Origin of the sequence: Halorubrum sp. AS12 (genome assembly GCF_051122765.1) — an archaeon.
Lineage (GTDB): Archaea > Halobacteriota > Halobacteria > Halobacteriales > Haloferacaceae > Halorubrum > Halorubrum trapanicum.
Window position 1 is genome coordinate 2,806,632 of sequence record NZ_CP185385.1, and the last position, 25,348, is coordinate 2,831,979.

A 25,348-nucleotide genomic window follows, 5' to 3' on the forward strand; every position below is an offset into this window, starting at 1 on the left:
CGCGCCCGGCGTTTCTACGCCAGTGAGCGACGACCCCGCTACCGACCCGGACGAACCCTCCAACGGCCCGGAAGAACCCTCTAACGGCCCGGCCGAGCCTTTCGCTGGCGGTCCGTCCGACGAGCGCGGCGACGGCTCCGACGACGACGGTCCCCTCGACGACGAGTCGATCACCGAGGGGAGCCTCCTCCGTCCCCTGTTCCGCCTCGCGTGGCCGATCGTCGTCATCCAGCTGTTGCAGGTGACGTACAACATCGTCGACACCCTCTACCTCGGCCGGCTCTCGGCGGAGGCCGTCGGCGCGATCAGCCTTGCGTTTCCCCTCATCTTCCTGCTTATCGCGGTCGCCGGCGGCTTCACGACCGCGGGCGCGATCCTCGTCGCGCAGTACACCGGCGCCGACGGCGACGGGTCCGCGGGTCTCGTCGCGGGACAGACGATATTCACCGTCTCGGTGCTGTCCGTGTTGATCGGGATCGCCGGCTACTTCTACACCCGCCCCGCCCTCGAGATCCTCCCGAGCGACGCGGACACCGCGGCGACCGTGATACCGCTCGCGGCCGACTACATGGAAGTCATCTTCGCCGGGATCCCGCTGATGTTCGGCTTCTTCGTCTTCTCGGCGCTGATGCGCGGCTACGGCGACACCCGGACGCCGATGGCAGTCATGTTCGTCTCCGTCCTCGTGAACGTCCTGCTGGACCCGTTCTTCATCTTCGGGTTCGACGGGAACCCGCTGTTCGAGTGGCTCGCCGCGGTACCCGGTCTCGCCGCGCTCGACCCGGTCGCGCTGGAGACGACCCTGCTCTCGGCGACGGGGATCACCGGACTCGGAATCAGGGGCGCCGCGCTCGCGACGATTCTCTCGCGCGGCGTCGCGACCGCCGTCGGACTCTGGATCCTGTTCGGGACCGGATACGGTCCGAACGTGACGGTCTCGCACCTCGCGCCCGACCTCGATTTCATCCGGGACATCTTCCGGCTCGGACTCCCCTCCAGCGTCGAGCAGACGACGAGCGCGCTCGCGATGATCACGCTCACGGCGATGATCGTCACGTTCTCGCCGCCCGTCGTCGCCGCCTACGGTCTCGGGAACCGGCTCATCTCCCTCGTCTTCCTGCCCGCGATGGGACTCGGCCGCGCCATCGACACGATGGTCGGGCAGAATCTCGGCGCCGACCGCGCCGACCGCGCCGCCAAGGCGGTGAAGTTCGCCGCCACGACCGGCGCGGGCGTGATGTTCCTCGTCGCGGTCGTCGCCGTCGCGTTCACCGAGCCGATCGTGGGGGCGTTCCTCGGCGACGTGCCGGACGCGCCCGCGACGATCTCGCACGCGGTCGAGTACGTCCGGATCCGCTCGGTCGAGTTCGCCTTCATCGGCGTCTCGCAGGTAATCTTAGGCGCCTTCCGCGGCGCCGGCAACACGAAGACCGCAATGGTCATCTCGATTCTCACCCTCTGGGTGGGTCGGGTCGCGAGCGTGGCGTACCTCGTGTTCGTGGCCGGGTGGGGCGAGACCGGCGTCTGGGTCGGCATGGCGCTCGGGAACATCCTGGGTGCGATCGTCGGCGTCGCCTGGTTCTCGCGCGGCACGTGGACCGAGCGGTACATCGACGACGCTGATCCCGGGGTGGACCCGGCCGGGGACGACTGACGAGGGTTCGAGGGTGTTCGCCGGCGAACTCAGTGCCGGAACAGGTACACCGCGTCGTCGTCGCGCAGCAGACAGAACCGCGCACCGTCGTTCTCGGGGAACGTCGTCCCCGCCTGACGCGTGACGAACAGCCGCGAGAAGACGTCGTCGCACACCGGACACGCCATCTCCTCTCGGTTCTCCCAGAGGCTCGTCTGTCCGGCGTCGCGGAGCTGTTTCAGCTCGTGGCGGTGGTCGTGAACGTCGAACTCGGTCATGAGCAGAGGTTCGCCCGCGGGGTGTTGAACGTGTCCACGCGAGTCTCAGTTCGGAGAACGCGACCTCAGCTCTTCAGCCGCATCGGCTGCGCTTCCCCGTAGGTGAGCGTCCGCCACACCCACTCGACGGGACCGAACCGGAAGTAGCGCAGCCAGAGCACGGAGAGGACGATCTGGACGACCCAGATCCCGACGACGATCCCCATCGCCTCGAAGCGGCTGACGGAGCCGAACAGCCCCAGCCCGTGGCCGTAGAATATCGTCGTCGCGACGACGGTCTGGAGCAGGTAGTTCGTGAACGCGGTCCGGCCGACCGCGGCGAGAGCGCGGGTCACGACCCCCCCGCCGCGCCACCGGACGAACAGGGTGACGAGTCCGACGTAGCCGCCGGCGACGAGGAGGCTCCCGACGTAGTTGAACTGCCGCCAGTACAGCGCGGCGCCCGCGCTCCAGTCGTTCGCCTCGATGTACGCGACGCCCGCGACGACGATACCGACGCCGACGACGCCACCAGCGACGAGCCGGCGGTAGAACGCCGTCGAGCGCTCGCCGGTCAGCACGCCCCGCTTGTACAGCGCCATGCCGAGCAGCATGACGCCGCCGACCCGCCAGAAGCTCGACCCGATGAAGCCGCTGGTCTGTCGCTGGAACGACGAGGAGACGCGGTGGCTCATCTGGTCGAGCCACCCGCCGCGGTAGGCGGCCACCTGCTGCTGGATGGCGTCCGCCGCGGGCATCCACTGGCCGGCGATCGCCTCGCCGCCCATCGACACCGCCGCGAACAGTTCGAGCACGGGAACGAAAAGCAGGAGAATCGCGCTCAGCCCGGCGAGCTGGCGCGCGTCGTGGTCGCGGACGAAAAGCAGAAAGATCCCGGTGAGACCGTACGTGACGAGGATGTCCCCGTACCACAGCAGGTACGCGTGGAGGAGACCGACCGCGATCAGCACCGCGGTCCGACGGAGGTGGAGGCGAACGGCGTCCTGTCCCTTCTCCGCTTTGCTCTCGATGAACATGAGGACGCCCGCGCCGAACAGCGCCGAGAAGATCGTGATGAACTTCGACTGCGCGAACACGTGGCCGACGAACCACGTCCAGTAGTTGAGACCGGTGAAGTCGCCGTACACGTTGGGGTTGAGCAGGGTCTGCTCCGGCATCGAGAAGACGCGGATGTTGATGACGAGGATGCCGAGCAGCGCGAACCCCCGGAGCGCGTCGAGGCTGGTGATCCGTTCGGAGGGCGGCGTCGGGCCTGAGTCGCGGGTCACGAGTTGTCCGCGGGAACGGTCCCCAGGACCGAATAGGTTCCCATCGCGGACGGGCGTTACCGTCGGCCGGAGCTGTTGGGTGTCAGCTCAGTCCAGCCGCACCGCCGCGCCGGTCTCGGCGGACCGGTAGATAGCGTCGATGACGCGCTGAACTCGCAGTCCCTCTTCGACGGTGTTGATCGCGGGCGCCTCGCCTGCGGCGACCCCTTCGAGGAACGCGGCCTGTTCGGCGGCGTGGCTGTCCCCCTCTCGGGTTTCGACCGTCGCGTCCGAGAGGTGGTGGCCGCCGCCGACCGACGCCTCGTGGATCGTGAGGTCGTCGCCGCCGCGGTCGAACGTCGCGCCCGCCTCGGTGCCCCGGACCACGAACTCGTCGGTCGCCGGGCGGTTCGTCGCCCACGCGACCTCCAGCGAGACAGTGGTGCCGTCGGCGGCGCGGAGGAACGCCGACGCGGAGTCGTCGACGTCGAACCCCTCGGGACCGTCGTCGTCGCCCCACATATTGACGTACGCGTAGTCGTCGCGGCCGCCGAACTCCGAGCGCGTCTCCCCGGAGACCTCGACGACCTCGGGGTGATCGAGAAAGTAGAGGGCCAGATCGATCGCGTGGACGCCGATGTCGATGAGCGCGCCGCCGCCGGCGACCTCCGCCGACGTGAACCACGAGCCGCGGCCGGGGACGCCGCGCCGGCGGACGTAGTTCGCCTCGACGTGGGTGGTCTCGCCGAACCGCCCCTCGTCTTGGTAGTGTTTGATCACTCGGACCGGCTCCGCGAACCGGTTGTTGAACCCGACGGTACAGAACCCCTCGGCGTCGCGGGCGGCGTCCGCGATGCGCTCGGCGCTTTCGAGCGTGTGCGCGAGCGGCTTCTCGATGAGCACGTCGAGTCCGGCCGAGAGCGCCGAGACGGCGTACTCTTCGTGGAAGCGGTTCGGCGTGGTGACCAACACGGCGTCGCAGTCGTCGTAGAGTGCCTCCTCGTCCTCGTAGGCGGGAACGTCGAACTCCTCGTAAAACCGCTCGCGGGCGGCCGCGTCGACGTCCATTCCGCCGACGAGGTTCGCGCCGCGCTCGGTCAGCTTCGTCGCGTGGTGGGACCCGATGCCGCCGAGACCGACGATGCCGACGGCGACGTCGTTCGGATGCGTCATGGATGGGAGTCACAACGAGTGCTGTTAAGGCTCACGTCTCACCGAACGCGGAGGGAACGCGGTACACCCGGAGGTTTGCGGCGTTAGGCGACCGGGACGGCGACGACCGCCGCGGTCGCGCCGTCGACTATCGCGGCGTTGGCCGTCGCCATCGCTCCGTCGACCACTGCGGGCGACATCGAGTCGACGACGTCGAGGAGGTCGCCGAGCGCGCCGGCGTTCCCGGCGAGCTCGTCGCGCGCGTCGAGCAGCGCACGGAACCGCTCCGGTTCGCGGACGATCACGAACCGACCGACGGAGGCGCCCGTCGCGAGGAACGCGAGGAGGGCGAGCGCCCGCGAGATCGAGAGCAGCTTCAACAGGATCGGGATCGCCAGGGCGAGCGCGACCGCGGCGACGACCCCCGTGATGACCTCCCCGAACGACCCCCCGTCGGCCAGGTCGACGACGCCCGCGCCGGAGAGCAGGACGAACCCCCCGACGAAAAGTGCCAGCGTCCCCCACATGAACGCCGCCAACAGCCGCACCGGACCGTCGTAGCCGTTCCCGGCGCCGTCCGGGACGTCGTCGTGGACCCACGGGTTTCGCATACTCGTACTCGGGGGCGGGCGCGCATATAGAATCGCTTCAAATCTCGGAAACGCGAGGCGTGAAACGGAGCGGTCACTCCCCGGGCCGCGCTCCAGTCATCCACTCGCTCGCCTGCGGCTCGTTCGGGTCGGTGACGACCTCGACGAGCGCCGGCCCGTCTCGGTTCCGGGCGCGCTCGACGGCGTCGCCGACCGCGTCGCCCTCGCGGACGCGCTCCGCCGGCAGGCCCATCCCCGACGCGACCGCGACGAGGTCGAGTCCGGTCTCCGCCCAGCCGTAGGCGCTCTCGGGGAACTCGTACGAGCGCGACGCCTCCTCGCTGATGATCGCGTAGTCGTCGTTGTTGAGCGCGACGACGGTGACGTCTATCCCCTCGCTCGCCAGCGTGTGTAGCTCGTGAACGCACATCATGAGTCCCCCGTCGCCGGTGAGCGCGACGACATCACGGTCGGGATTCGCCAGCTTGGCGCCGATCGCTGAGGGGAGACCGGTGCCCATCGTCGCCCACGAGCCGGGGTTGACGTACGACCGCGGTCCCGAGGCGGGGAACGAGACGAGCGTCCACAGCCGGAACCCGCCCGCGTCGGCGGTGACGACCGCCTCCTCGGGGATCGCGTCGCGCACCGCGGAGAGGACCTCGACGGAGCGGAGGGGACGGTCGTCGTTGCCGTCGTTGCCGTCGCTGCCGTCGCTGCCGTCGCGGTCGTCGCCGTCGGCCGGTTCCGACAGCGCCGCGAACCGCTCGCGGTCGGCGGCACGGACCGACTCGGCGCGCTCGGTCCCGGTGCGGTTGCGAGACGCCGCCCGTTCGTCGTCGGCCGAACCGTCGTCGAGGCGGTCGGCAAGCGCGCGCAGGAAGCGGTCGGCGTCGGCGACGACGCCGAGGTCGGTCTCGTAGCCGAACCCCACGTCGTCGCCGTCGAGCGTGACGTGGACCAGGGACTCGGGCATCGAGACGGACCACGAGGCAGTTGCGACGGCGTCGAGGTCGGAACCGACGACGAGACCCACGTCCGCGTCCGCGAGGAGGTCGCGGAGCTCCGCGCTGGCGCCGCCACAGAGGACCCCGGCCGACAGCGGGTGCGTCTCGGGGAGCGTCCCCTTCCCCTTGTACGTCGTCACGACCGGCGCGTCCAGCCCCTCGGCGACCGCGCGGAGCGCGTCGCTCGCGCCCGACCGCCTGACGCCGCCGCCCGCGAGGAGGACGGGGGAGTTCGCGTCGGCGAGGAGGTCGGCGGCCTCGCGAACCGCGTCCGCGGGTGCGGTCGTCGGCGGGGAGGGGTCGCGGCCGCCGACCGCGGGCTGGGGCGTGCGGCCCGCGAGGACGTCCTTCGGGATCCCGACGCGGACCGGTCCCTGCGAGTGTTCGCGGGCGGTCCGGATCGCCTCGACGACGGCCGGGACCGCGCCCGCGGGGGAGTCGACGAGGACGTTCTCCTTGACGACCGTGTCGTACGTCTCGGGGGGCGTCTCGTGGATCCCGTCGCCGCCGCGGACCGATCGCTCCGTCTCGACGGCGAGGTGGAGCATCGGGACGCAGTCGTTCAGGGCGTTCTTCAGCCCGTTCATCGCGTTCGTGTCGCCCGGGCCGGGGACAACGCAGGTGGCCGCCATCTCGCCCGGATCGCTCGTCTCGGCGTACCCCCACGCCTGATGGGGAACCGCGGTCTCGTGGCGGGCGACGACGAACCGCGCGTCGCGGTCGGCGAGCGCCCGGTTCAGCGGGAGGGTCTGCTTCCCGGGGATGCCGAAGACGGTCTCGACGCCGCGGTCGAGCATGGCGTCGACGACCGCCTCGGCGACGGTCGGCCCGGGGGGATCGCCGCCTTGCGGTCCCCGCTTCGACTCGCCGTCGCCGGAACCGTCCTGCGACTCGTCGGTGTCCATACCGCGGAATCGACGGAGCGGGTGTTGAAAGCTTCGGCGTCGGAACGGATAGGTCGGTGGCGCGGGAAGGACGGCCATGGTCGATATCGCGGTCCAGCTGTACACGCTGCGCTCGCTCGACGCACCGCTCCCGGAGGTCCTCGACCGGGTCGGCGCGGCCGGGTACGATGGGGTCGAGTTCGCCTACCGCGTGCGCGAGGCGTCGATCGACGACGTGCTCGCCGCGCTCGATCGGAACGACCTCGCGGTCGCCTCGGCGCACGTCCCGATCGATACGCTGGAGGACGACGCCGACGAAACCGTCGAGCTGTACGACCGGCTCGGCGCCGACACGCTCGTCGTCCCGTGGCTCGACCCGGAACACTTCGAGACCGAGGCCGCAGTCGACGCGGCGGCAGCGCGACTCGACTCGCCCGCTGCGCAAGTCGCGGGCGAGGGCCTCCGGCTCGCGTACCACAACCACGATCAGGAGTTCGCGACCGTCGACGGCGCGCCCGCGATCGAGCGACTACTCGCGCGGACCGACGACCGACTCGGCTTCGAGGTCGACGTCGGCTGGGCGATGGCCGGCGGCGCGAACCCCGCCACGCTGATCGACGAACACGCCGACCGGATCACGCACGTCCACGCCGCCGATGTCGACCTCGACCGCGGCGAATCGGTCGCGCTCGGCGACGGCGACCTCGACCTCGACGCGGTCGTCGCGAGCGCGCGCAACGCCGACGCGGAGTGGCTCGTCCACGAACACGACGATCCCGACGATCCGGTCGCGTCGATCGAACAAGGGGAGCGGGCGCTGCGGGACGCTCTGCGATAGAGCGCCGCTACCGGAGGATCTGCGGTATCTCCCTGCTGCGTCACTCCGCGACGTTCGTCTCGCGGACGCGGACGCCCTTCCGACCGAGGTGGCGCATCTGCCGCTGGGCGAACTCCTCCTCGCTCGACCCGCGCGTCGCGAGGACGTAGACGAGCGCGGAGCCGGTCGGGCGCATCGTCCGCCCGGCGCGCTGCGAGCCCTGTCGCCGGGAGCCGCCGAGACCGCTCGCGACGACCGCGAGTTCGGCGTTCGGGAGGTCGATCCCCTCGTCGCCGACCCGCGAGACGATGAGGACGTCGAGGTCGTCGCCGCGGGCCGCGTCGGGAGAACCTCCTGCGTCGCCGTCGCGGGAACCTTTCGCGTCGCCGTCACCGCCGCTCTCCGCTCGGAATCGCCGGAACAGCTCCGCGCGCTCGTGGTGCGGCGTCTCGCCGCTGATGAAGGGAGCGCCGAGCGCGTCGGCGATCGCGTCGCCCTGATCGAGGTACTCGACGAAGACGAGCGCCTTCTTCTCGCGGTGGGCCGCGAGCAGGTAGCGGATCTCCTCGATCTTCGCGGGGTTCTCGGCCGCGAACCGTCTGCGCTCCCGGCCGTCCGCGGCGGCGTACTCGTTGCGGGCCGTCTCGTCGCGCCACGGGACGTACCGGATCTCGACCTCCGGCTCCTGGACGAAGCCGGCCTCGAAGAGGGCGTCCCAGTCGGCGCCGATGGGCTGGCCGATCAGGGTGTAGATCTCCTCTTCGCTGCCGGTCTCGCTGACGGGCGTCGCAGAGAGTCCGAGCCGGTGTTTCGCCTGTAGCTCCGCCGACCGAGAGAAGACCGGCGCCGTGATGTGGTGACAATTGTGTGTCAGATACCCGTCGGCGACGAACGTATGATCCTGAGTCTCGAAGTCATAAACTGTCTCAACACCTTTTTGCGTGACCGAGGTGACCTCGGTAATCTGTAAACCTTCGAGCTTCTCCAACCGATCTGCGTGCTGTGCCGCCTTCATACGACAGCGTTGTTCACGTTCGTCGATCACTTTCTCTGTTCTCTCATCCGCTCGGGAAACCAAGGTATACGCGTGACTGGTCGAGACGTTTAGTTCGTCGCCGATCTCTGCGTACGTGACTCCGTCATCCTCACGCATCGCATTAACCGAGATCGGATCCGTCTGTGCGTACCTTCGAAGCCCTTCGGCGAGAGAACTTAGATGTCGTTGGCCCAGACGGTTGTCTCCACGGATGATATCTCCGATCGTCTGTCGAGCGACACCAATCATATCCGCAATCTGTTCGTTCGAAAGCTCCACGTCCTCTTTGATCCGTTCGAGGTATGTTCCAACGGGTACCCCCGCCACAGGAGTCTCGCCGAGAGAGATTCGCTCCGATTTGTGTTGTAGCCTGAATCCGACTTTCTCAGCGAACAGCACACCGTACCGGGATGCTATCAGTACTCGGTGCTGATCGCTGTGGGAGCCCTCTCTGTCTATCTGAAGATAACTTGATGGAATGCCGAGATGCTGTAGAAGCAGGATAACGTCCTTTGCGAGGCCCTCTGAGACTGTGTTAAACTGTATCCGACCCTTCTTATCGACGGATCCCTCGGCATCAAAGAGCCCTCTCAACAACGCACCGGCTCGATTCGGATGCCATCCGTATGCCGCTGGAGGGACGGTCACTCTCCGTGCCTTACTCCCGGACGGGAGATCCCACGGCAGTCGGTCCGCAAATCGTTTCGACCATAACGTGAGGTCGCCCCTGCTGTTCTCAAAGACCGAATAGTCGATCTCGGCCCGGTTACACAGCTTTTCAAGAATATCTATCTGTTCCCGTTTGTTCCGTGCGAACGAGAATTTCACGTGCCCGTGGCGATCTCGGTGCCCGTCTCCGAGAAACCAACCGAGCAGTTCAGCAGATGCGATGTCGGACGCGTCCGTATCGGTATACCCCCCTGACTCCGTTTGCGGTCTAACGACGAATTCACCCTCCGAGACGCCTTTTTGTTCCGAGATACGCCCGGTCTCGGGATCGAAGACGAAGTGAGTGTGTCCCTCGGTCGCCGTTATCGGATATCCCTGACGTGTTTCGATCTGTTTGACCGATGCCGTGGATTTGTATATACCTGTGACGGGAGTGAATCGGTACGTTCCCCGCTTACGGTCGAACGTGCGAACCGAGAGATCGATATCCGTCGTCCACCCGTCCTCCAACTCGTATATCTCATCAAGCTCGTAGAATGTCGTCCTTCCGGAGGGCGTTTCAACGATAGTATCCCCGGTCAAACACTCGTCGAAGCAGATCAGCCCCCACTCGCGGGAGTCGAAGAGGCGCCGGTGGCGGTCCATCCCGGCGATCTGGTAGGTCGCGATCGTGACGGGGCGCACGTCTTTGGTACCCCCGTGGTACAGCCCGACGTCGGCGGGGTCGATAGTGGAGTGGTCGAGCAGCTCCTCGCGCCACTGTTCGGCGAGCTCGCGGGAGGGGACCAGGATGAGCGTCTCGCCGCCGACGGCCGCGATCGTCGCGATGGCGGCGACCGTCTTGCCGGAGCCGGGCGGGCCGACGTACACGCCCGACTTGCGGTCGAGGAACGTCTCGACCCACGTCGCCTGGTAGTCACGGAGGTCGGTCGTGAGTTCGATCTCGACGGGGTCGCCCGTTTCGAGGTCGCGGTCGTCCTCGACGGGGTAGCCGGCGTCGTAGAGCGCGCGCTTCACCGCGGCGACTGCCGCCTCGTTGACCCACGCCTCGGTGTCCGAGATGGGCGCGCGGAGGTGGTCGTCGTCGAGGTGCTGGTCGGCGACGTTCCCCATCAGGTTCTCCGAGGCGGCCTCGAGGACCACGTAGCCGTCGGCGTGGGTGTACAGCCGGAAGCGATGCGCGCGCCGCCACTGGTCGCGGACCCACTCTTCGAGGTGGTCGAACCGCCGGGGGAGCACCGAGCGAAGCGCGTCGACGAGCGCGTCGGCGTCGTCGAACGGCGCGGCCCACACGTCCTCCTGTCGGATCCGGTAGAGGTAGCCGCGGGTCCCCGGCTCGGTGCCGGTGGTGTCGACGAGGTTCGCGAACTGCGAGAGCCGCGCCCGGGTGTACTGCGTGGGGCGGTCGACGACGATCTCGCGGCGCTTCGGGAAGACGACGACGCGCTCGCGGCTCGCTAACGCGCCCCAGTCGCGCGGGTAGAAGACGACGGGGTCCGCCTCCACGTCGAGCCGGTCCACGTCGCCGCGGTCGACCAGCGCCGCGAGCGCGTCGCGGGCCGCGGCCTGCGTGGTTCCGAGTCGGCGGGCGACCTCGCTTGCGGTCGCCACGGGGCGCTCCTCGGCTTCGAGCGCCTCGTGGAAGCGATCTAAGGAGAGATTGTCTTCGGGATCGTTTCCGGCGTCGTCGTCGCCGGTATCGTCGGTCATCACCGCCGCTTCGGTCGCAACGCGGAAATGAATAGCGTCACCGGGCGAGAGGGATCAATGACATCTTGGAAGACATGAGGGGTCGGTACCACAAGGGAACACCTCCAAAGCCCCAGCCGCGAGGACTCGCGACTGCCCCTTTGAGTCCCACCCGACAGCACCGCGGCCGCACCTCACTCCTCCCCAGCCTCGTCGCTCACTCCGTTCGCGACTCCCTCGCGCGTGCTGGCTCGCGGCCTAGCGGCCGCTCGCAGGCACGCGCCACCGTACCGCGTGAGCACTCACGAGTAGCGTGCGAACTCGAACGTCGCTTATAAAAGAGTCCGCCGACTACCGGCCCGGCGACCGCTGCCGACACCGCCGCGAGGTGATCCCCTCCTTCGAGCGGAACCGGCAGCCGCAGTCGGTACAGCGCACGAACGGCTCGCCCGGTTCGGTTTCGAGGCGATGTTCGCCCACTTCGAACGGACGGGTCACGGTCCGGGGCCGGATCCGGTCGGGAATCGCGGTCGACGCCGACTCGCTCAGCGCGGCGCGCACGGCGATGGTGTCGACATCGACCCCGTCCCACCGTGAGGCCGCCAGCGCGGCCTCGCGGTCCGCGACCTCCGTCCACCCGGTGACGACGACCGGCGAGTTCGTCTCCGTGTCGCTCACGACCACGACGAACCGGACGCCGCCCTCGACCAGGGCGAACCGCCAGCCGTCGGTGCTGTTCCAGCGGAGCTGTCCCTCCCGGATCGCGTCGCTCACGGTCCGCGTCGAGACGTACCGACCGGGCTGTTCCAGTCGCTCGCGGAAGTGGTCGGTGAGCGCGTAGAGGGAGGGGTCGCGTACCGGCGGGTCCTCCGGCGTTCGGGCGGCGGACTCCCCGCCGTGGCGCGAATCGACCGATCGATACTCCGCGGATCGGTCGGTTCGGCCGGCCCGCTCGCGGCGGCGCGCGGGCGACTCCGGCGGCGACCGGGACCGCGCGTCGGCCTGCCGGCTCGCGGCGGCGGTCGTGGAAGCGGTCCGACGCTCCGTCGATCCGGGCGCGAGGGGTTCCGCGTCCCCCGACCCGCCCTGTCGGGATGCCACTACGACACCGTATCGAGCGCGCTCTTAAGTGTGTTACGGCGGCACAGGGAGAGCGGCGGCGTCGACCCCGAACGGGGGAAGCGACTCGCACGCCTCGCCGTCGCCGTCCGCGTCGAGGTCGTGCGGGTCGTCCGGCGACCGGTCGAGGACCGCGTTCGCCTCCGCCCGCGTGTCGAAGTCGTCGCAGTCGTAGTCACCGTCGGCCGGGAGCGGCGGGAGGTCCTCGTCGTCGACCTCGCTCGCCTCGGTGGGGTAGTCCGACTCGTCGAACGCCCAGAGCCCGACGCCGCGCTCCCGCGCGTCCGCCTTGGCCGCGGCGTACGCGTCCCGCAGCGCGAACTCGGTGTCGTACAGCCGCGCGTACCCCTCGGTCAGCAGGCGCTCGTTGAAGTCCTCGCCGTCGACGTACAGCACCGCGAGGAGGCGCCCGTAGCTCCCCCGGCGGTCGCCGCCGGTCACGACCGTGACCTCCTCGCCGGCGAGCTCCGACTCCGCGAACGTCGACGCCTCGCCGCCCCACGCCCGGAGGTGCGCCCGACCGGCGTCCGTCTCCGGAACCCCCTCGAACTCGCCGGGCGACGTCGACTCCGCGCTCGTCTCGGGCGTGTCGACGCCGAGGAGCCTGACGGTGTCGACCTCGCCGTTCGGGAACTCGACCTCCATCGTGTCGCCGTCGACGACGCGCACGACGGTTCCCGTCCAGGCAGTGTCGTCCGGGTCGTTCGGGTCGACGCCGTCGGGGTTGTCGGGCGGTGAGTCGAGATCCGCGGCGGGTGCGCCGGCGCAGCCCGCTAGGGCGACGATGAGGAGGACGATGAGTGTACCCCAGCGGACTCTCATACGAGGGTCATTGTCGGCAACGGCGAAAAGTACGGGTGGTGACGGAGGCGACCAATATGCAGCGAGAGGTCTATCCCTTGCTACGGGCGGCTGGCTTCGGGTAACAAACTACCACCCCATCTAACATATAATAAATAACACTTTTGTGTTTGACGTGAATTTATATCAATTATGGCCACCTCTGAGCAAATTGAATCACCAGCGACAATCAATATCAGCAAGATAGGAACGGAGGATTGGAACTCTGTACCAACGGATCTTGAACAACAGTCGTTCTCTCAGAGCAGTTCATTCGGATTCCGGTCGGTCGATAAGGAAAATGAGATAATATCTGCTGAACTGATTACAAGTACGAATACCCGAATTACAAGGTACGATCCTGAACGAGAGGATATTGTAGAAGAGACGATCACAAGCACGGAAGAAATAAGCTTTAGAATTAATCAGAATTCCGAATTATTGGAAGTCTATTCTAACAAAGATGATAATGGAGAGGTGATCAATCGTCTCGGTCAGACTATTGATCGGGTAACGATCAGTGATTTAAACATCTACTTAGAAGATATCGTGGAGCAGCTCAAATCACATGAGGTTGATTTTGAGATTAGCGCACTCCGTATCAATAATATTAGTCCAGAACCCAACACAAACGGGAATTGCTATCTTAACACACATACAGACTCAGTTGCTGAGAAACTGATATCGGAGTATGAGGACGATGTCACGTACCTTTGTATAGAGATTTCACTTGATAGTGAAGAGGCCACAATTGGGTTCTATAGGAGCGGTTCTGTGCGGATATTTTCTAATGTGAATGAGGATGAGAAACTATTCTCGATTGTTCGAGCGGCCATCTCCGGGGTGAATCAACATGCCTGAAGATGCTAACAGGAAAGGAGATAGAGCGACAGAGAGGATTGTTACACTATTCAAAAATCTCGGCTGGAACTTGAAGAGTAGAACAGATGTGGACGTTAAAACCGATGAGGAGGGCCGGAAGCACGGATATGGGATAGATGCATATCTAACATATGAGGATCCATATGGAAGACATACATACGGTAACATTTTGGAATCAAAATCATGGCAGTGGGGTAGCATAAATGAGGGCCAGGTGGAATCATTCTTTGAGACTCTACTAGAAAAAGTAGAGAAGGGGCCCAATTCGGAGCAATTTGAGTCAACGCATAATCTTGGAAACGAGGCTTCTCTCACGAATACCGGGATTGTGGCACTATGGGCGACAGATGGATTCGATTCCACTGATTTCCGCGAGTTTGTACGAGCAATAGATGTCCCCCGTAAGTGGGAGCTGGCGAAGATCTGTTTGTGGGGAAATGACTATCTAAAGCGAATAGCACAGATTGAGGATACCTACAACGATCTGAAGGGCGACTACGAAGAGGTTAAAATATACTATCCTGACTTGACTGATGAAGATGGAGGGCGATACGATTTAATAACGCTTGAGTATCTGTTGTCGGACTTCTTCTTTGCTACAGGTGGAGACTCCTCCGAGCAGGGCTTTATCTTTTATTTTGACGAGATGGACTTCGACTCGTTACTATTTATGTATAAATCACTTCGTCATTACCAGCTATTGTCTAATCATGAACAGATCGATATTTTTGTACCAAATCGTGGTTACCAGACAGAACCCGTTGAGGAAGAATTCATCAGAGAATTTTCAGGAGGAAAGACAGAAATAGAGTTCAAGTCGATGCGAGCAATGGCTAATCTTCAGCACCTCGATAGTAGATAACAATGTCAGAACAAACACAGCCCACGTTGGACGACGATGCGGTAGTTTCGAAGAAAGATAAGATGGAGAAACTCCAGTACCCGGCGGACAGAGAGTTTGAAAAAATAATAGATGATTACCTATCGATGGATGCGATACTCGATCATCACAAGACTCAGCGGGGTCTTTTGACATGTAGTAGGAGTCGAGAGACTATTCGAGAATTCTCTAGAAGAGTCCTCTTTGGGTATGACTCATTTAAATATCTACAGAAAGAGGCCCTTGATTCAGATACAACAACCAAGTCGTCGGCATTTCGGTGGAGTAGTGAGGCCGACGCAAAAGAACTCCTTGCAGACCTAAAAGAAAAAAAGCGCACTCAGACGGCGTATGGGGAAAAAGAAGTCCACGTCCGGGATCTAAGCGAAAATGGCGACGATCTGGAATTACAACTTGAGTTTACGATTGAAAAGAGGGGGAAGTTACAGGGGCTAGCACGACATAGAAAATCAACCTCAATTACGATTCAAGACTTCAACTCGGATAAAAAATCGATTGCTATTCACGAGTACGACAAAGTGAACAAGGAAACGGCAATACGTGAGTTCATTGATGGGTGGAATCAAGACCGGATGGAAGATGATAAAGAGGGCGTGACGCGAGAACCGATCGCGCTTACTCAACTATCTCACCGAAAAAAGGTAGAACTCCTCCGCGATCTAATGAAGGTTGAAACGGACAACTGGACCAGAAAAAATGTGGAAGGTGTCCAAGTTCTGCGCGATGAAACGGTCGGTGGGGAAGATGAAACGGAGGAGCTGGATACTGAATTGGAAGGAATTCGAAACGCTGTCTTATCGGGACAGAGACTTGACACAAATGATTTTGTACAAAAGTGCGAGGAAAACGGATACTACCTGTCAAAACTTGAGATTCGGTATGAACACAAGAGTGTAGCCCGTAGAGCAGTAATTGAAATTGATTTCAAAGAAGAAAGAAGAGAAACCTTTGAGGTTAGTGTAAACAAGACATTGATAAATAGCGATTCCGGTTGGGTTACGGATGATTTTAGTATGACTGACCGCAGGGAGATTCGCGAAGAGTTTAGGCAGGTTGTACTAGAAAAATTTGATGAACACCAGCAGGATGATTCTGACTTCGAGTTATGATATAGTCTAAGCCTCCTCTATCAGATCGTATCTGATTCCTTCGATTGCTTGTTCCAGTTGTCCAATATCTGATTCTAGCCGCTGTCGCTCCAACTCGGCCTCAATTTACAGCGAGAGGTTCATTCCTCGCCGCGGCGACGTCATCTCCAGGTAATCAGCGGCGCTAGCCCATCCGAGCTAATCTCTCGCCGAGAGTAAAGTCGCCAACCGCTCGCTGTCGCTCACAAGTGTAAAAATTCAGTCCGCCCTCCCCGAATTGAACGGGGGACAAGTCGATCTACAGTCGACTGCTCTACCAGGCTGAGCTAAGGGCGGTTACAGTATCCTACCCTCCGGATTCGACTTAAGGGTTCCCTTTCAGAACAGGTGTGATCCGTCGTACCGCGGCGCGGATCGACCGGCTCGGAGACCCCCTCACGTCGCGTCCCGACCGCGCTCGCCGCGGGGCTGTTAAGTCGCTCGCGGCGGGAGCGAGGACATGGCCGACGGCGACGACAGACAGGCGACGTTCGGGTCGGACGGGAGCCTCGAAACCGAGACGACGCCGGACGCGACGGGCGAGAACGACTTCGGCGAGGAGAAGGAGCCGAACGAGACCGACGGCGGCTACAGCCGATACGTCGTCTCCAGCCTCCTCCAGAAGGCGGTGCGGCGCTCCGACGAGGAGGTCGCCGCGTGGGCCGCCTGGGAGCTGGCGCGCTCCGGCTACGCCTGGAACCTCTGGGACCGCCTGAACCTCTACGTCGTCGAGGACCTCCGCGCGGGCGACGAGGTGGCGCTCACTATCGAGCGCTACGAGGCACTCGCCACCGAGCGCTGGGAGCCGGACGCGTGGAAGGGGCGCCTCTGTGCGATCCACGCCGCGCTCGCGGCCGCCCGCGCCCGCTCGACCCGCGAGGCGTCGAACGCGGACGCCTACTTCGGCGCCGTCGCCGAGATCAGAGCCGACGCCCGCGAGCGCGGCGAGGAGCCGGCCCACGACTTCCCCGTCGGCGACCTCGAACCGGAGGGCGAGTTCGACGCCGTCTTCGACGGCCACACCGGCGAGGGGTCGAAGCGCGGGCGCGGCACCCGATTCTTCAAGACGCACGGCGCGCGCGTCGGCCCCGAGGGCGAAGACGAGCAGAGCGCGCGCTGGCAGCGGCTCGCGATGCTGCTCGACGAGGACGTCGAGTACGACGCCGACGAACTCGACCGCGCGGTCGAGCCGGTCGACCCCGACGACCCGTGGACGGATTTGGGCTCGGACACCGACGGGTCGAGCGCGAGCGACGCGACCGGATCGGGTGCGAGCGACGGCGATGACGATGACGACGACGGGGATACGAGCGACAACCGCGGCGACGACGACGGTTCGCTCAGCGACTTCGCGGAGTGACCGCGAACGGGGTCTGCGGCGCCGTCGACAACGACCGCCGCCCTCACTCCTTCCCGGCGCGGGCGACCGCGGTCAGGCTCGCGAGCGCGACCGCGACGACCGCGGCGACGGCGCCGAACCCGGGCGCCCCGTCACCGGTGTCGTCGCGTTCCCCGTCCGAACCGCCTCCGCTCGCCACGTCGGTCGCGTTCGTCTCGGAGTCGTTTGAGTCGGTCCCGGCAGTCTCGGTCCCGTTCGAATCGCTCGCGACCGCCTCCGGCGGCGCCGCCTCGACAGCGGCCTCCACGGCGGCCGGCGCGTCGACGACGCCGTGTCCGTACCGGGCGTCGGGCGCCGTCGTGTTCTCGGGGTGGACCGCGCTGTCGACGAGCGCCGACCCGATCGCCGGGGCCGCGACCCGGCCGTCGGTCGCGGCGACCGAGAGCGCCGCGACGCCGCTGGCGTGCGGCGCCGCCATGCTTGACCCCTGCTGGAAGACGTAGCTGCTTCGCGTGCCCGCGGCGGCGCTCGGAATCCGAACGCCCGGTGCGGTCACATCGGGGACGACGTACGTCGCCGGCCAGTCGTCCGGATGCTCGCGGAAGGCGTCGCTCGAATTTATCCGCTGCCCGCCCGAGAACGGCGGGACCTGCCCCTCCGCGTCGACAGCGCCGACGGCGACCGCGTCGTAGACGTTGGCGGGCGACGAGGAGGCGTTCGCGCCCTCGTTGCCGACCGCGGCGACGACGACGGTCCCGGTCGCCCGGGCGTTCCTGACCGGGGTGATGAACCCGCGGAAGGTGCCGTTGGCGCCGAGGCTCAGCTGGAGCACGTCGGCGTCGGCCGCCGTCGTCGCGTGCTCCATCGAGGCGACGACCCCCGCGAACGTCGCCGTCCCGTTCTCCTCGAACGCGTCGATGCCGTAGAGGCTCGCCTCGGGCGCGACGCCGATGTACGTCCCCGAGGCGTTCCCGCCCGCCACCGTCCCCGCGACGTGAGTCCCGTGGCCGTCGGGGTCGCTCGCGTCCGCGACGTCGTCGCTCACGAGCGTCCCGTTCGCGTCGAACGACGCCCACCCCGCGAGGTCGATGTCCTGATGCGCGGGGTCGACGCCGGTGTCGACGACCGCGACGGTGGCGCCCGCGCCCCGCGTGTCGAACCGCTCCCACGCGGTCGGCGCGCCGATCTGCCGCACCCCGGCCACGGCCCGCCCGCTCGGATCGGCGTCGATCTGCGGGCTGGCGGTCGGCGCGGCCGGATCCTCGGCGGCCGTCTCGATCGGCTCGACGGCGACGTTCTCGTGGATCCGGGTGACGTTCTCGACCGCGCGCAGATCGCTCGCTGCCACGGTCTCCGCGTCGACGGAGACGAGCAGCGCGTTCGCCAGCCAGAACTTCCGCTCGACCGTGATTCCGGGCCGCGAGGCCGCGAACGACTCGAAGGCGTCCCGCTCGGCGGCGGCGTGCTCTCGGAGGTCCGCGACCGTCGCGCTCGCGTTCGCGCCCGCGTCCGGGATGTCGTCCGCCGCGCCGAGCACCGCGGGGTCGTCGACCGGGTCGAACCGCACCACGAGTTCGACCGTCTCGTTCGTTCCGTCGAGCGGAGACCCGGTTTGCGCGACCGCCGCCGAACTGGGTCCGCCGTCGACCGGTCCGGGGGTCGCGGCGCCGGGGCTGGCGGCCGCGGAAGTGGCGCCCGCGACGCCGCCGGCTCCCGCTGCGAGCGCGACGAGGACGACGGCGACCGCGACGGCGGCACGGATCCGCCGATCGGGGGCGCGCGACCTCTCGGTCTCGGACGACCCCCGTACCGACTCGTCCCACGGCCGGCCGTCAATCATAGATCAGATCCTCCTCGGGTCGGCGCAAATAGCTTCTGCTCGGGGAGTCGCTGGCGGCCGCGGTCGACCGATCGGCGCAACCCACCCCGTCGCCGTCTCTCCGTTCGGTCGATCGCCGTCGTCTCCCCGTTCGGTCGGTCGTCGATCCCCGCTTCCGTCAACCCTTATGGGCCGGGGCGCGTTATTCCGACCATGACAAACGTCGTAATCGTCGGCGGTGGACCGGCGGGGCTGAGCGCCGGACTGTTCGCGAGCAAGAACGGACTCGACACGACCCTCTTCGACACGGACGGGACGTGGATCGCACAAGGCGCACCTGTTCAACTACCTCGGGGTCGGCTCCGTCGGCGGCAGCGAGTTCATGGCGACCGCCCGCCAGCAGGTCGACGACTTCGGCGTCGACCGCCACCAGGGCGAGAAGGTGACCGGCGTCGAGGCGGCCGGAGACGGCTTCGCCGTGACGACCGAGGAGGGCGAGTACGACGCCGACTACGTCGTCCTCGCGACGGGCGCGAACCGCGACCTCGCGGAGTCGCTCGGCTGCGAGTTCGACGACGACGACACCGTCAGCGTCGGCGTCTCGATGGAGACCAGCGTCGACGGCGTCTACGCGACCGGGGCGATGGCCCGCGCCGAGGAGTGGCAGGCGGTCATCTCCGCGGGCGACGGCGCCGCCGCCGCGCTCAACATCCTCTCGAACGAGAAGGGTGAGCACTACCACGACTTCGACGTGCCCGACACCGCGGCGTCCGTGTTCGGCGGCCTGGCCGACGACGAGGAGTAACCACTTTTCCGGCGCTCAGTTTCGCGCCGTCGACTCGACGCGTTCCGTTCAGCGACGCGTCAGGCGCCGCCGCACCGCTTCCGCCGCGCGCCGAACCTCCCGACCGACCCGCATCGCACCGAACGCGCCACGCGGCCGCCCAGACCGTCGAGCCGTCGCGCCGTGGGGGCCGGCGCGTCGCCGACCGCGGTAGGGGTTCCGTCGAGGACATCGGATGCCGAACGGACGGTCGGCGGGGGGAAAGCCGTACCGGCGGTCGGAAGGGAAAACGCGTTCGGAGCGCGGACCCCGAGTCACTCCGCGGAATCAGGGATCTCCTCGGTCGCGGATGAGGCGCCGTGTTCGGAGAGCATGTCGATCGCTTCGAGCAGCAGCGACACGACGAGCGGGCCGACAATGACCCCGACCGCGCCCAGCGTGAGGATGCCGCCGACGAACCCGACGAAGTACAGTCCCGGCGAGATCTTCCCGGTCCAGCCCGCGAGTCGGGTTCGGATCACCGCGTCAGGGACGAACGCGACGACGACCAGCCCGATCACCAGTACGGCGACCGCCCGCGCAGTCTCGCCGACGAGGAGGTCCCCGGCCCCGAGCGCGACGATCAGCACGCTCGGACCGACGACGGGGATGAACTGGAGAACCCCCGCGATGACGGCCAATAGGACGGGTGAACCGTATCCCAGCGCCCAGAACACGCCGAGCGCGAGGACGAACGTGCCCGCCGCGGTCGCGGCCTGAAGCACGTAGATCGAGTACAGCGTCTGCCGCGTGCGCTCGTGGAGCCGGGTCGGGATGTCGTGGTACTCGGCCGGCAGGACGCCGAAGACGGCCGTTCCGACCGCTCTCGGCCGGTAGAGGATCCCGTACACGAGGAACGTGAACACGACGAGCTCCAAGACGAGCACCGGCGCCGCGCCCGCGACCGCGATCGCGACGCCCCGGATCCACGTCTCGGCGGCCGCGACGAACGGCGCTATCTCGACGACCGTCTCGAACCCGCCGACGCTGATCGGGACGACGGCCGGAATTCCTTCGAGGATCGCGATCAGCTGCGACCGCCGGCGGTACAGCGCGTACATAAGCGGCGCCACGAGGAGCGTGGCGCCGACGAATGCGACGGCGGTAGCGACGGCGCACGCGATCCGCCGCGAGAGGCCGCGGCCGACGAGCTGCCGACGGAGGGGATAAAGAACGTACGCGACGGTCACCGCGAACACGACCGTCCGCAACACCTCCGCCAGCACGGCCGCCGCGAGCGTCGCCAGGGCGAGGAGCAGCACGCCCAGCAGCCGTTGCCGGTTGAGAACCATGTTGGCGTGTCACAATCGGCGAGGAAAGTCGTTGCGGTGGCGGCGGTGACCGCGAGCCGGTATTTAAATATCCGCGACCGACAGCGGCGATTATTTATAAAGAACAATGCGGTCGGCGCGTGCCTCCGAGTGGCCGCCGAAGGCGGCCGCGAGGAGCACACGCGAGGGAGTCAGTCGCCGGAGCGAAGCGGAGGCGACTGACGAGGCTGGGGAGGTGTGAGGTGCTGTGCGGTGGCGGTCGGGTGGGACTCAAAGGGGCAGTCGCGAGGCGGGCGCAGGCGACGCAAGCACTGGAGGGAGCGAGCAACGCGAGCGACCGAAGCGCGCAGCGAGCGTGCGCCCGCCTCGCGGCTGGGGCTTTGGAGGTGTTCACCGCCGATCCGCTATCAGCTATTTATAAGTAACCGATTGGGGTTTCGGAGGCGTTCGCCGTCGATCCGCGATCAGCCATTTATAAGGGAGCGGCTGGGACTTCGGCGGTGTTCGCCGTCGAATCGTCGAAGTCCTAACACGGAACACACCCGCTCCTCGATTACCATCAGCAACCACAGCACCTAACCTCGCGCCCGCCCGAGAGCGGGTATGCGCATCGACCCGTTCGGCCTCGAACGCTGGTTCGCGGAGCACGAACACGAGGCCGACATCATGCTGGCCGAAAGCGGCATCCGGTCGCTCGACGCAAGTCGGTTCGACCTCGACCCGGGGAAGCTCGGCTACGTCATCCCGACCAACGGCGACCCCGAGTTCCGGGCGTCCGTCGGCGACCGCTACGACCGGTCCGCCGACGAGGTGCTGTTCACCTGCGGCACCCAAGAGGCGAACTTCCTGACGTTCCTCTCGCTGCTCGGCGACGAGGACGCCGTCGGCGGAAACGGCGAGACAGCTGGCGTCGGCTCGGGCACCCACGCGGTCGTCGTCACGCCGACGTATCAGGCGCTCCACGCCGTGCCCGACGCGTTCGGCGACGTGACCCGCGTCGAACTGGAGCCGCCCGAGTGGGAACTCGATCCCGAGGCGGTCGCCGACGCGGCCTGCGACGACACCGCCGTGATCGTCGTCAACAACCCGAACAACCCCACTGGACAGTACCACGACGAGGCCGCGATGCGGGCGGCCTACGACGTGGCGGTCGATCACGACGCCTACCTGCTCTGCGACGAGGTGTACCGCCTGCTCGCCGAGGAGCCGCAGCCGCCGGTCGCGAGCTACGGCGCGCACGGGATCTCGACGACCAGCCTCACGAAGGCGTACGGGCTGGCCGGTCTCCGGTTCGGCTGGATCGCCGGCCCGGAACCGGTTGTCGAGCGCGCGTGGCGCTGGAAGGATTACACGACCATCTCGCCGAGCCTCTTCGGCCAACACGTCGCGAAGCAGGCGCTCGGCCGGCGCGAGGACCGGATCCTGTCTGAGAACCGCGAGCTGGCGGCCGACCACCGCGAGCGCGTCGCGGCGTGGGTCGACGACCACGACCTCGACTGGCTCGACCCCGTCGGCGTCAACGCCTTCGTGACGGTGCCCGACGGCTTCGACGACGCGGAGGAGTTCTGCCGGACGGTCGTCGAGGAGGCGAGCGTCGTCCTCGCGCCCGGGAATCTGTTCGGCTTCCCGAACAGGTTCCGGATCGGGTTCGGTCTCCCGAGCGAGGAGCTGGAAGACGGTCTCGACCGGGTGGGTCGCGTGATCGAGGGGCACGCGCCGGGAACCGACTCACCCGCGACGACCGGGGGTGACGCCTGATGGGCCTGCTGGGCGACCTCAAGGACGACGTGGTCGGGTTCGTTCGCGACCCCACCGACGAACAGAAGGTGCTGTTGGTGACGTTCATCGCCATTGCGGTCGCGGACCGGTACCTCTACTTCAACGACATCCCGTTCGTCGTCCGGACGACGGCCGCGGTCGGCGTCGGCTTCATCGTCATGTTCGTCGTCAGCTACTTGTACACGGGACAGCTCGTCCCGCCGGACGGGAACGTCGACGACGAGAGCGAACGCGAGGAGTACGTCGACGAGCTGGACCCGTAGACCCCTTTTTCGGAGGGAACTCCGTCGTCGCTACGTCGCCGCGGTCGCCGCCGCGCCGGCCGCCGCCGTCGAGCCGTCGCCGTTCGCGTAGTTCACCGCGTCCCCCAGTCGACCGGCGGGACGCCGGGGTCGCCGTCGTCGGCGTCCGCCACGTCGCTCCGGAGGTCGCGGTGGTCGTAGTCGCGGTCGCGGAGTCGCTCCGCGATCTCCGGGGTGACCGCGACGCGTTTCACCGTTCGCCCGACGCCGCCGAGCGAGCCGTCGTCGAGTCCGAACTCCACGTCGTACCCGCGAACGTGGGCGTCCTCGAACTCGTCGTGGAGCGCCGCGGCCGCGCGGGCGGCGTGGCGGTACACGCCGTCGGTGCCGGGGTCGGCGGTTCCGAGCGGGACCCGGATCACCGGGACGTACACCGGGTCGCCGTCCTCGTGTTCGGCGACCTCGTGGAGGTCGGCCGCCGACGGCACGTCGGCGCCCTCGCGGACCGGTGCGTCGGTGGGGGCGGGGAGGTCGTCGTCGAGCGCCTCCGCGACGCGGTCAACCCGGTCGTCGCCCGACTGGAGGACGTAGGCGACGACAGCGCCGAGAAACGCGAGCGTGCCGCCGCCGACCACGCCGGCCACAACGAGTCCGCCGGCGGTCAGCGGGAGCGCGACGGGGTCGGCAGGCGAGACGGCGGCGAACGCGACGATCGAAAGCGAGGCGTCGAGCGGAGGGTAGATAATAGGGGACACATCCGGCGATCGCCGGGATCTGTGTTTAGTGTTTCCCCGCCGAGGAGTTCGTCAGGCCTGGCGACCGGCCTCGCGTCTCCGCCCTGTGAGGGCGCGTGGACGCCGCCTCGGCCCGCCTCCCGACGGCGTTCCAAACCGTTTATACCCGCCCCGGCGGAATTAGCGGCTATGCCGCGAGAGCAGAAGCAGGTTCGCGAACTCCAGGAGGGCAGCTACGTGATGATGGACAGCGCGCCCTGTAAGATCAACCATTACAGCACCGCCAAACCCGGTAAACACGGCAGCGCCAAGGCCCGCGTCGAAGGGAAGGGCGTCTTCGACGACAAGAAGCGCTCGCTCTCGCAGCCGGTCGACGCGAAGGTGTGGGTCCCGATCATCCAGCGGAAGCAGGGACAGGTCGTCAACGTCAGCGGCGACGAGGTCCAGGTGATGGACCTGGACACCTACGACACCTTCACGATGCGAATTCCCGAGGGCGAGGACTTCTCCTCGGACGACAACATCGAGTACCTCGATTACGAGGGCCAACGGAAGATCATCGGGTAATCGGCATGTTCCCCGGGGCGACGACCGACCGCGAAGCTGCTTCCTACGTGGTCGTCGGCGCTCCGCTCGACGCCACGACCACTTTTCAGCCGGGCACCCGGTTCGGACCGGACCGGGTCCGGCGCTTTTCCGAGAGCTACGACGACTACGACCGCAACACCGAGAGCCGCTTCTCCGCGCTGAACGTCCACGACGCGGGCGACGTGCGCCCGTGGGACGACGTGCCGGCGTACCTCGACCACCTCGCCGCCGAACTGCGGAGCGTCGCCTACGACGACGCCGTCCCGCTGCTCGTCGGCGGCGAGCACACGGTCACGTACGCGGGCGTCGAGGCAGTCGATCCCGACGTGCTCGTCGTCTGCGACGCGCACCTCGACCTCCGCGAGGAGTACGACGGGAACCCGTGGAACCACGCCTGCGTCACGCGCCGGTGTCTCGACGACCTCGGCGTCGACCGAGCGGTGATCGTCGGGGCGCGGACCGGCTCCGAGGCGGAGTGGGACCGTGCGGCCGACGCCGACGTGGAGGTCGTCGCCCCCGAGGACGCCCGCGAGTGGCTCGACGCGCTCGACGGAGACGCCGCTTTCGACGACGGAGCGGCCGGACCGTTCGACGCCGGCAACTCCGTCTACTGCTCCGTCGACGTCGACGCGGTCGACCCCGCGTACGCGCCCGGAACCGGAACGATGGAACCGTTCGGGCTGGAACCCCGGGAGGTCCGCGACCTCGTCCGGGCGGTCGCGCCCCGCGCCGACGGGTTCGACGTCGTCGAGGTGAACGACCGCGACGACGGACAGGCGGCAGCGCTCACGGGAAAGCTGCTGCGGGAGTTCGCGCACTCGCACGCGAGCGCGGTCGCCGAGGGACGGACCGGTGGCTCGGAGTAAAGCGCGACGCGGGCAACGC

21 protein-coding genes, 1 tRNA gene and 1 pseudogene are annotated in these 25,348 nt (G+C 66.5%); 11 read left to right on the forward strand and 12 right to left on the reverse strand.

All coding sequences use genetic code 11. The features are described 5' to 3' along the window. Positions 1-22 precede the first annotated feature (22 nt). Positions 23-1,654, forward strand: a complete 1,632-nt coding sequence (locus ACODNG_RS14335; RefSeq protein WP_434521849.1) for an MATE family efflux transporter — start codon at positions 23-25, stop codon at positions 1,652-1,654. Between the two features lie 29 nt (positions 1,655-1,683). On the opposite strand, the gene ACODNG_RS14340 is transcribed toward ACODNG_RS14335, so the two are convergent. From ACODNG_RS14340 to ACODNG_RS14360, 5 genes are all read right to left on the reverse strand, one after another. Next, a complete protein-coding gene (locus ACODNG_RS14340; protein ID WP_434521850.1) occupies positions 1,684-1,911 on the reverse strand; it encodes a DUF7385 family protein in 228 nt (75 codons plus the stop codon). 65 nt (positions 1,912-1,976) lie between these two features. Beyond that, entirely contained in the window at positions 1,977-3,179 is a 1,203-nt protein-coding gene (locus ACODNG_RS14345; RefSeq protein ID WP_434521851.1) for a DUF418 domain-containing protein, read from the reverse strand. 87 nt (positions 3,180-3,266) lie between these two features. Next, positions 3,267-4,331: a Gfo/Idh/MocA family protein gene (locus tag ACODNG_RS14350; RefSeq protein ID WP_434521852.1), complete on the reverse strand. Its 1,065-nt coding sequence runs from the start codon at positions 4,329-4,331 to the stop codon at positions 3,267-3,269. An 83-nt stretch (positions 4,332-4,414) separates the two neighbouring features. Beyond that, positions 4,415-4,921 (reverse strand): hypothetical protein, encoded by a 507-nt coding sequence (locus ACODNG_RS14355; protein WP_434521853.1) that lies wholly within the window; start codon positions 4,919-4,921, stop codon positions 4,415-4,417. A gap of 73 nt (positions 4,922-4,994) precedes the next feature. Further along, positions 4,995-6,809 carry a thiamine pyrophosphate-binding protein gene (locus ACODNG_RS14360; RefSeq protein ID WP_434521854.1) on the reverse strand — a complete coding sequence of 605 codons (1,815 nt, stop codon included), beginning with the start codon at positions 6,807-6,809 and terminating at the stop codon, positions 4,995-4,997. A 76-nt stretch (positions 6,810-6,885) separates the two neighbouring features. Here ACODNG_RS14360 and ACODNG_RS14365 point away from each other — a divergent pair, with 76 nt between their 5' ends. Continuing rightward, positions 6,886-7,626 carry a sugar phosphate isomerase/epimerase family protein gene (locus ACODNG_RS14365; protein ID WP_434521855.1) on the forward strand — a complete coding sequence of 247 codons (741 nt, stop codon included), beginning with the start codon at positions 6,886-6,888 and terminating at the stop codon, positions 7,624-7,626. A 40-nt stretch (positions 7,627-7,666) separates the two neighbouring features. On the opposite strand, the gene ACODNG_RS14370 is transcribed toward ACODNG_RS14365, so the two are convergent. From ACODNG_RS14370 to ACODNG_RS14380, 3 genes are all read right to left on the reverse strand, one after another. After that, positions 7,667-11,020 carry an LAGLIDADG family homing endonuclease gene (locus ACODNG_RS14370; protein ID WP_434521856.1) on the reverse strand — a complete coding sequence of 1,118 codons (3,354 nt, stop codon included), beginning with the start codon at positions 11,018-11,020 and terminating at the stop codon, positions 7,667-7,669. Between the two features lie 330 nt (positions 11,021-11,350). Then, a complete protein-coding gene (locus ACODNG_RS14375; protein ID WP_434521857.1) occupies positions 11,351-12,100 on the reverse strand; it encodes a hypothetical protein in 750 nt (249 codons plus the stop codon). A 33-nt stretch (positions 12,101-12,133) separates the two neighbouring features. Continuing rightward, a complete protein-coding gene (locus tag ACODNG_RS14380) occupies positions 12,134-12,940 on the reverse strand; it encodes a thermonuclease family protein (protein WP_434521858.1) in 807 nt (268 codons plus the stop codon). 171 nt (positions 12,941-13,111) lie between these two features. Here ACODNG_RS14380 and ACODNG_RS14385 point away from each other — a divergent pair, with 171 nt between their 5' ends. The 3 genes from ACODNG_RS14385 to ACODNG_RS14395 are packed head-to-tail and all read left to right on the forward strand — an operon-like array spanning position 13,112 to position 15,850. Next, the gene (locus ACODNG_RS14385) at positions 13,112-13,819 is read left to right on the forward strand and encodes a hypothetical protein (RefSeq protein WP_434521859.1); all 708 of its coding nucleotides are present in this window, start codon (positions 13,112-13,114) and stop codon (positions 13,817-13,819) included. Continuing rightward, positions 13,812-14,702, forward strand: a complete 891-nt coding sequence (locus ACODNG_RS14390) for a hypothetical protein (RefSeq protein ID WP_434521860.1) — start codon at positions 13,812-13,814, stop codon at positions 14,700-14,702. The genes ACODNG_RS14385 and ACODNG_RS14390 overlap by 8 nt, the downstream gene beginning before the upstream one ends. 2 nt (positions 14,703-14,704) lie before the next feature. After that, a complete protein-coding gene (locus tag ACODNG_RS14395) occupies positions 14,705-15,850 on the forward strand; it encodes a hypothetical protein (protein ID WP_434521861.1) in 1,146 nt (381 codons plus the stop codon). A gap of 241 nt (positions 15,851-16,091) precedes the next feature. Here ACODNG_RS14395 and ACODNG_RS14400 read toward each other — a convergent pair. Then, a tRNA-Tyr gene (locus ACODNG_RS14400) sits at positions 16,092-16,165 on the reverse strand. A 163-nt stretch (positions 16,166-16,328) separates the two neighbouring features. Between ACODNG_RS14400 and ACODNG_RS14405 the strand changes: the two genes are divergently transcribed. Then, the gene (locus ACODNG_RS14405) at positions 16,329-17,228 is read left to right on the forward strand and encodes a hypothetical protein (RefSeq protein WP_434521862.1); all 900 of its coding nucleotides are present in this window, start codon (positions 16,329-16,331) and stop codon (positions 17,226-17,228) included. 43 nt (positions 17,229-17,271) lie between these two features. Here ACODNG_RS14405 and ACODNG_RS14410 read toward each other — a convergent pair whose 3' ends face one another. Beyond that, a complete protein-coding gene (locus ACODNG_RS14410; RefSeq protein ID WP_434521863.1) occupies positions 17,272-19,047 on the reverse strand; it encodes a S8 family serine peptidase in 1,776 nt (591 codons plus the stop codon). A gap of 192 nt (positions 19,048-19,239) precedes the next feature. On the opposite strand from ACODNG_RS14410, the pseudogene ACODNG_RS14415 reads away from it, so the two are divergent. Continuing rightward, a pseudogene (locus ACODNG_RS14415) lies at positions 19,240-19,831 on the forward strand (FAD-dependent oxidoreductase). Between the two features lie 293 nt (positions 19,832-20,124). Here ACODNG_RS14415 and ACODNG_RS14420 read toward each other — a convergent pair. After that, positions 20,125-21,141, reverse strand: coding sequence for an AI-2E family transporter (locus tag ACODNG_RS14420; protein WP_434521864.1), 1,017 nt, complete (start codon positions 21,139-21,141; stop codon positions 20,125-20,127). A gap of 582 nt (positions 21,142-21,723) precedes the next feature. On the opposite strand from ACODNG_RS14420, the gene ACODNG_RS14425 reads away from it, so the two are divergent. Both ACODNG_RS14425 and ACODNG_RS14430 read left to right on the forward strand, forming a co-directional pair. Further along, complete coding sequence (locus tag ACODNG_RS14425) at positions 21,724-22,878, forward strand: aminotransferase class I/II-fold pyridoxal phosphate-dependent enzyme (RefSeq protein ID WP_434521865.1); 1,155 nt, start codon at positions 21,724-21,726, stop codon at positions 22,876-22,878. Continuing rightward, complete coding sequence (locus ACODNG_RS14430; RefSeq protein WP_434521866.1) at positions 22,878-23,162, forward strand: hypothetical protein; 285 nt, start codon at positions 22,878-22,880, stop codon at positions 23,160-23,162. Before ACODNG_RS14425 ends, ACODNG_RS14430 begins: the two co-directional genes overlap by 1 nt. A gap of 92 nt (positions 23,163-23,254) precedes the next feature. Here ACODNG_RS14430 and ACODNG_RS14435 read toward each other — a convergent pair whose 3' ends face one another. Continuing rightward, positions 23,255-23,896, reverse strand: coding sequence for a hypothetical protein (locus tag ACODNG_RS14435; protein WP_434521867.1), 642 nt, complete (start codon positions 23,894-23,896; stop codon positions 23,255-23,257). Positions 23,897-24,064: 168 nt separating this feature from the next. On the opposite strand from ACODNG_RS14435, the gene ACODNG_RS14440 reads away from it, so the two are divergent. Next, positions 24,065-24,442 (forward strand): translation initiation factor IF-5A, encoded by a 378-nt coding sequence (locus tag ACODNG_RS14440; protein ID WP_434521868.1) that lies wholly within the window; start codon positions 24,065-24,067, stop codon positions 24,440-24,442. A 5-nt stretch (positions 24,443-24,447) separates the two neighbouring features. After that, complete coding sequence (locus ACODNG_RS14445) at positions 24,448-25,329, forward strand: agmatinase family protein (RefSeq protein WP_434521869.1); 882 nt, start codon at positions 24,448-24,450, stop codon at positions 25,327-25,329. The last annotated feature ends 19 nt before the right edge of the window (positions 25,330-25,348 follow it).

Excerpts from the sequence above, each read along its gene's own strand:
- ACODNG_RS14360 (WP_434521854.1), bottom strand. The coding sequence starts at position 6,809 with ATGGACACCGACGAGTCGCAGGACGGTTCCGGCGACGGCGAGTCGAAG.
- ACODNG_RS14425 (WP_434521865.1), top strand. The coding sequence starts at position 21,724 with ATGCGCATCGACCCGTTCGGCCTCGAACGCTGGTTCGCGGAGCACGAA.
- ACODNG_RS14420 (WP_434521864.1), bottom strand. The coding sequence starts at position 21,141 with ATGGTTCTCAACCGGCAACGGCTGCTGGGCGTGCTGCTCCTCGCCCTG.
- ACODNG_RS14370 (WP_434521856.1), bottom strand. The coding sequence starts at position 11,020 with ATGACCGACGATACCGGCGACGACGACGCCGGAAACGATCCCGAAGAC.
- ACODNG_RS14340 (WP_434521850.1), bottom strand. The coding sequence starts at position 1,911 with ATGACCGAGTTCGACGTTCACGACCACCGCCACGAGCTGAAACAGCTC.
- ACODNG_RS14385 (WP_434521859.1), top strand. The coding sequence starts at position 13,112 with ATGGCCACCTCTGAGCAAATTGAATCACCAGCGACAATCAATATCAGC.
- ACODNG_RS14355 (WP_434521853.1), bottom strand. The coding sequence starts at position 4,921 with ATGCGAAACCCGTGGGTCCACGACGACGTCCCGGACGGCGCCGGGAAC.
- ACODNG_RS14405 (WP_434521862.1), top strand. The coding sequence starts at position 16,329 with ATGGCCGACGGCGACGACAGACAGGCGACGTTCGGGTCGGACGGGAGC.
- ACODNG_RS14440 (WP_434521868.1), top strand. The coding sequence starts at position 24,065 with ATGCCGCGAGAGCAGAAGCAGGTTCGCGAACTCCAGGAGGGCAGCTAC.
- ACODNG_RS14380 (WP_434521858.1), bottom strand. The coding sequence starts at position 12,940 with ATGAGAGTCCGCTGGGGTACACTCATCGTCCTCCTCATCGTCGCCCTA.
- ACODNG_RS14395 (WP_434521861.1), top strand. The coding sequence starts at position 14,705 with ATGTCAGAACAAACACAGCCCACGTTGGACGACGATGCGGTAGTTTCG.
- ACODNG_RS14365 (WP_434521855.1), top strand. The coding sequence starts at position 6,886 with ATGGTCGATATCGCGGTCCAGCTGTACACGCTGCGCTCGCTCGACGCA.
- ACODNG_RS14445 (WP_434521869.1), top strand. The coding sequence starts at position 24,448 with ATGTTCCCCGGGGCGACGACCGACCGCGAAGCTGCTTCCTACGTGGTC.
- ACODNG_RS14410 (WP_434521863.1), bottom strand. The coding sequence starts at position 19,047 with ATGATTGACGGCCGGCCGTGGGACGAGTCGGTACGGGGGTCGTCCGAG.
- ACODNG_RS14390 (WP_434521860.1), top strand. The coding sequence starts at position 13,812 with ATGCCTGAAGATGCTAACAGGAAAGGAGATAGAGCGACAGAGAGGATT.
- ACODNG_RS14430 (WP_434521866.1), top strand. The coding sequence starts at position 22,878 with ATGGGCCTGCTGGGCGACCTCAAGGACGACGTGGTCGGGTTCGTTCGC.
- ACODNG_RS14350 (WP_434521852.1), bottom strand. The coding sequence starts at position 4,331 with ATGACGCATCCGAACGACGTCGCCGTCGGCATCGTCGGTCTCGGCGGC.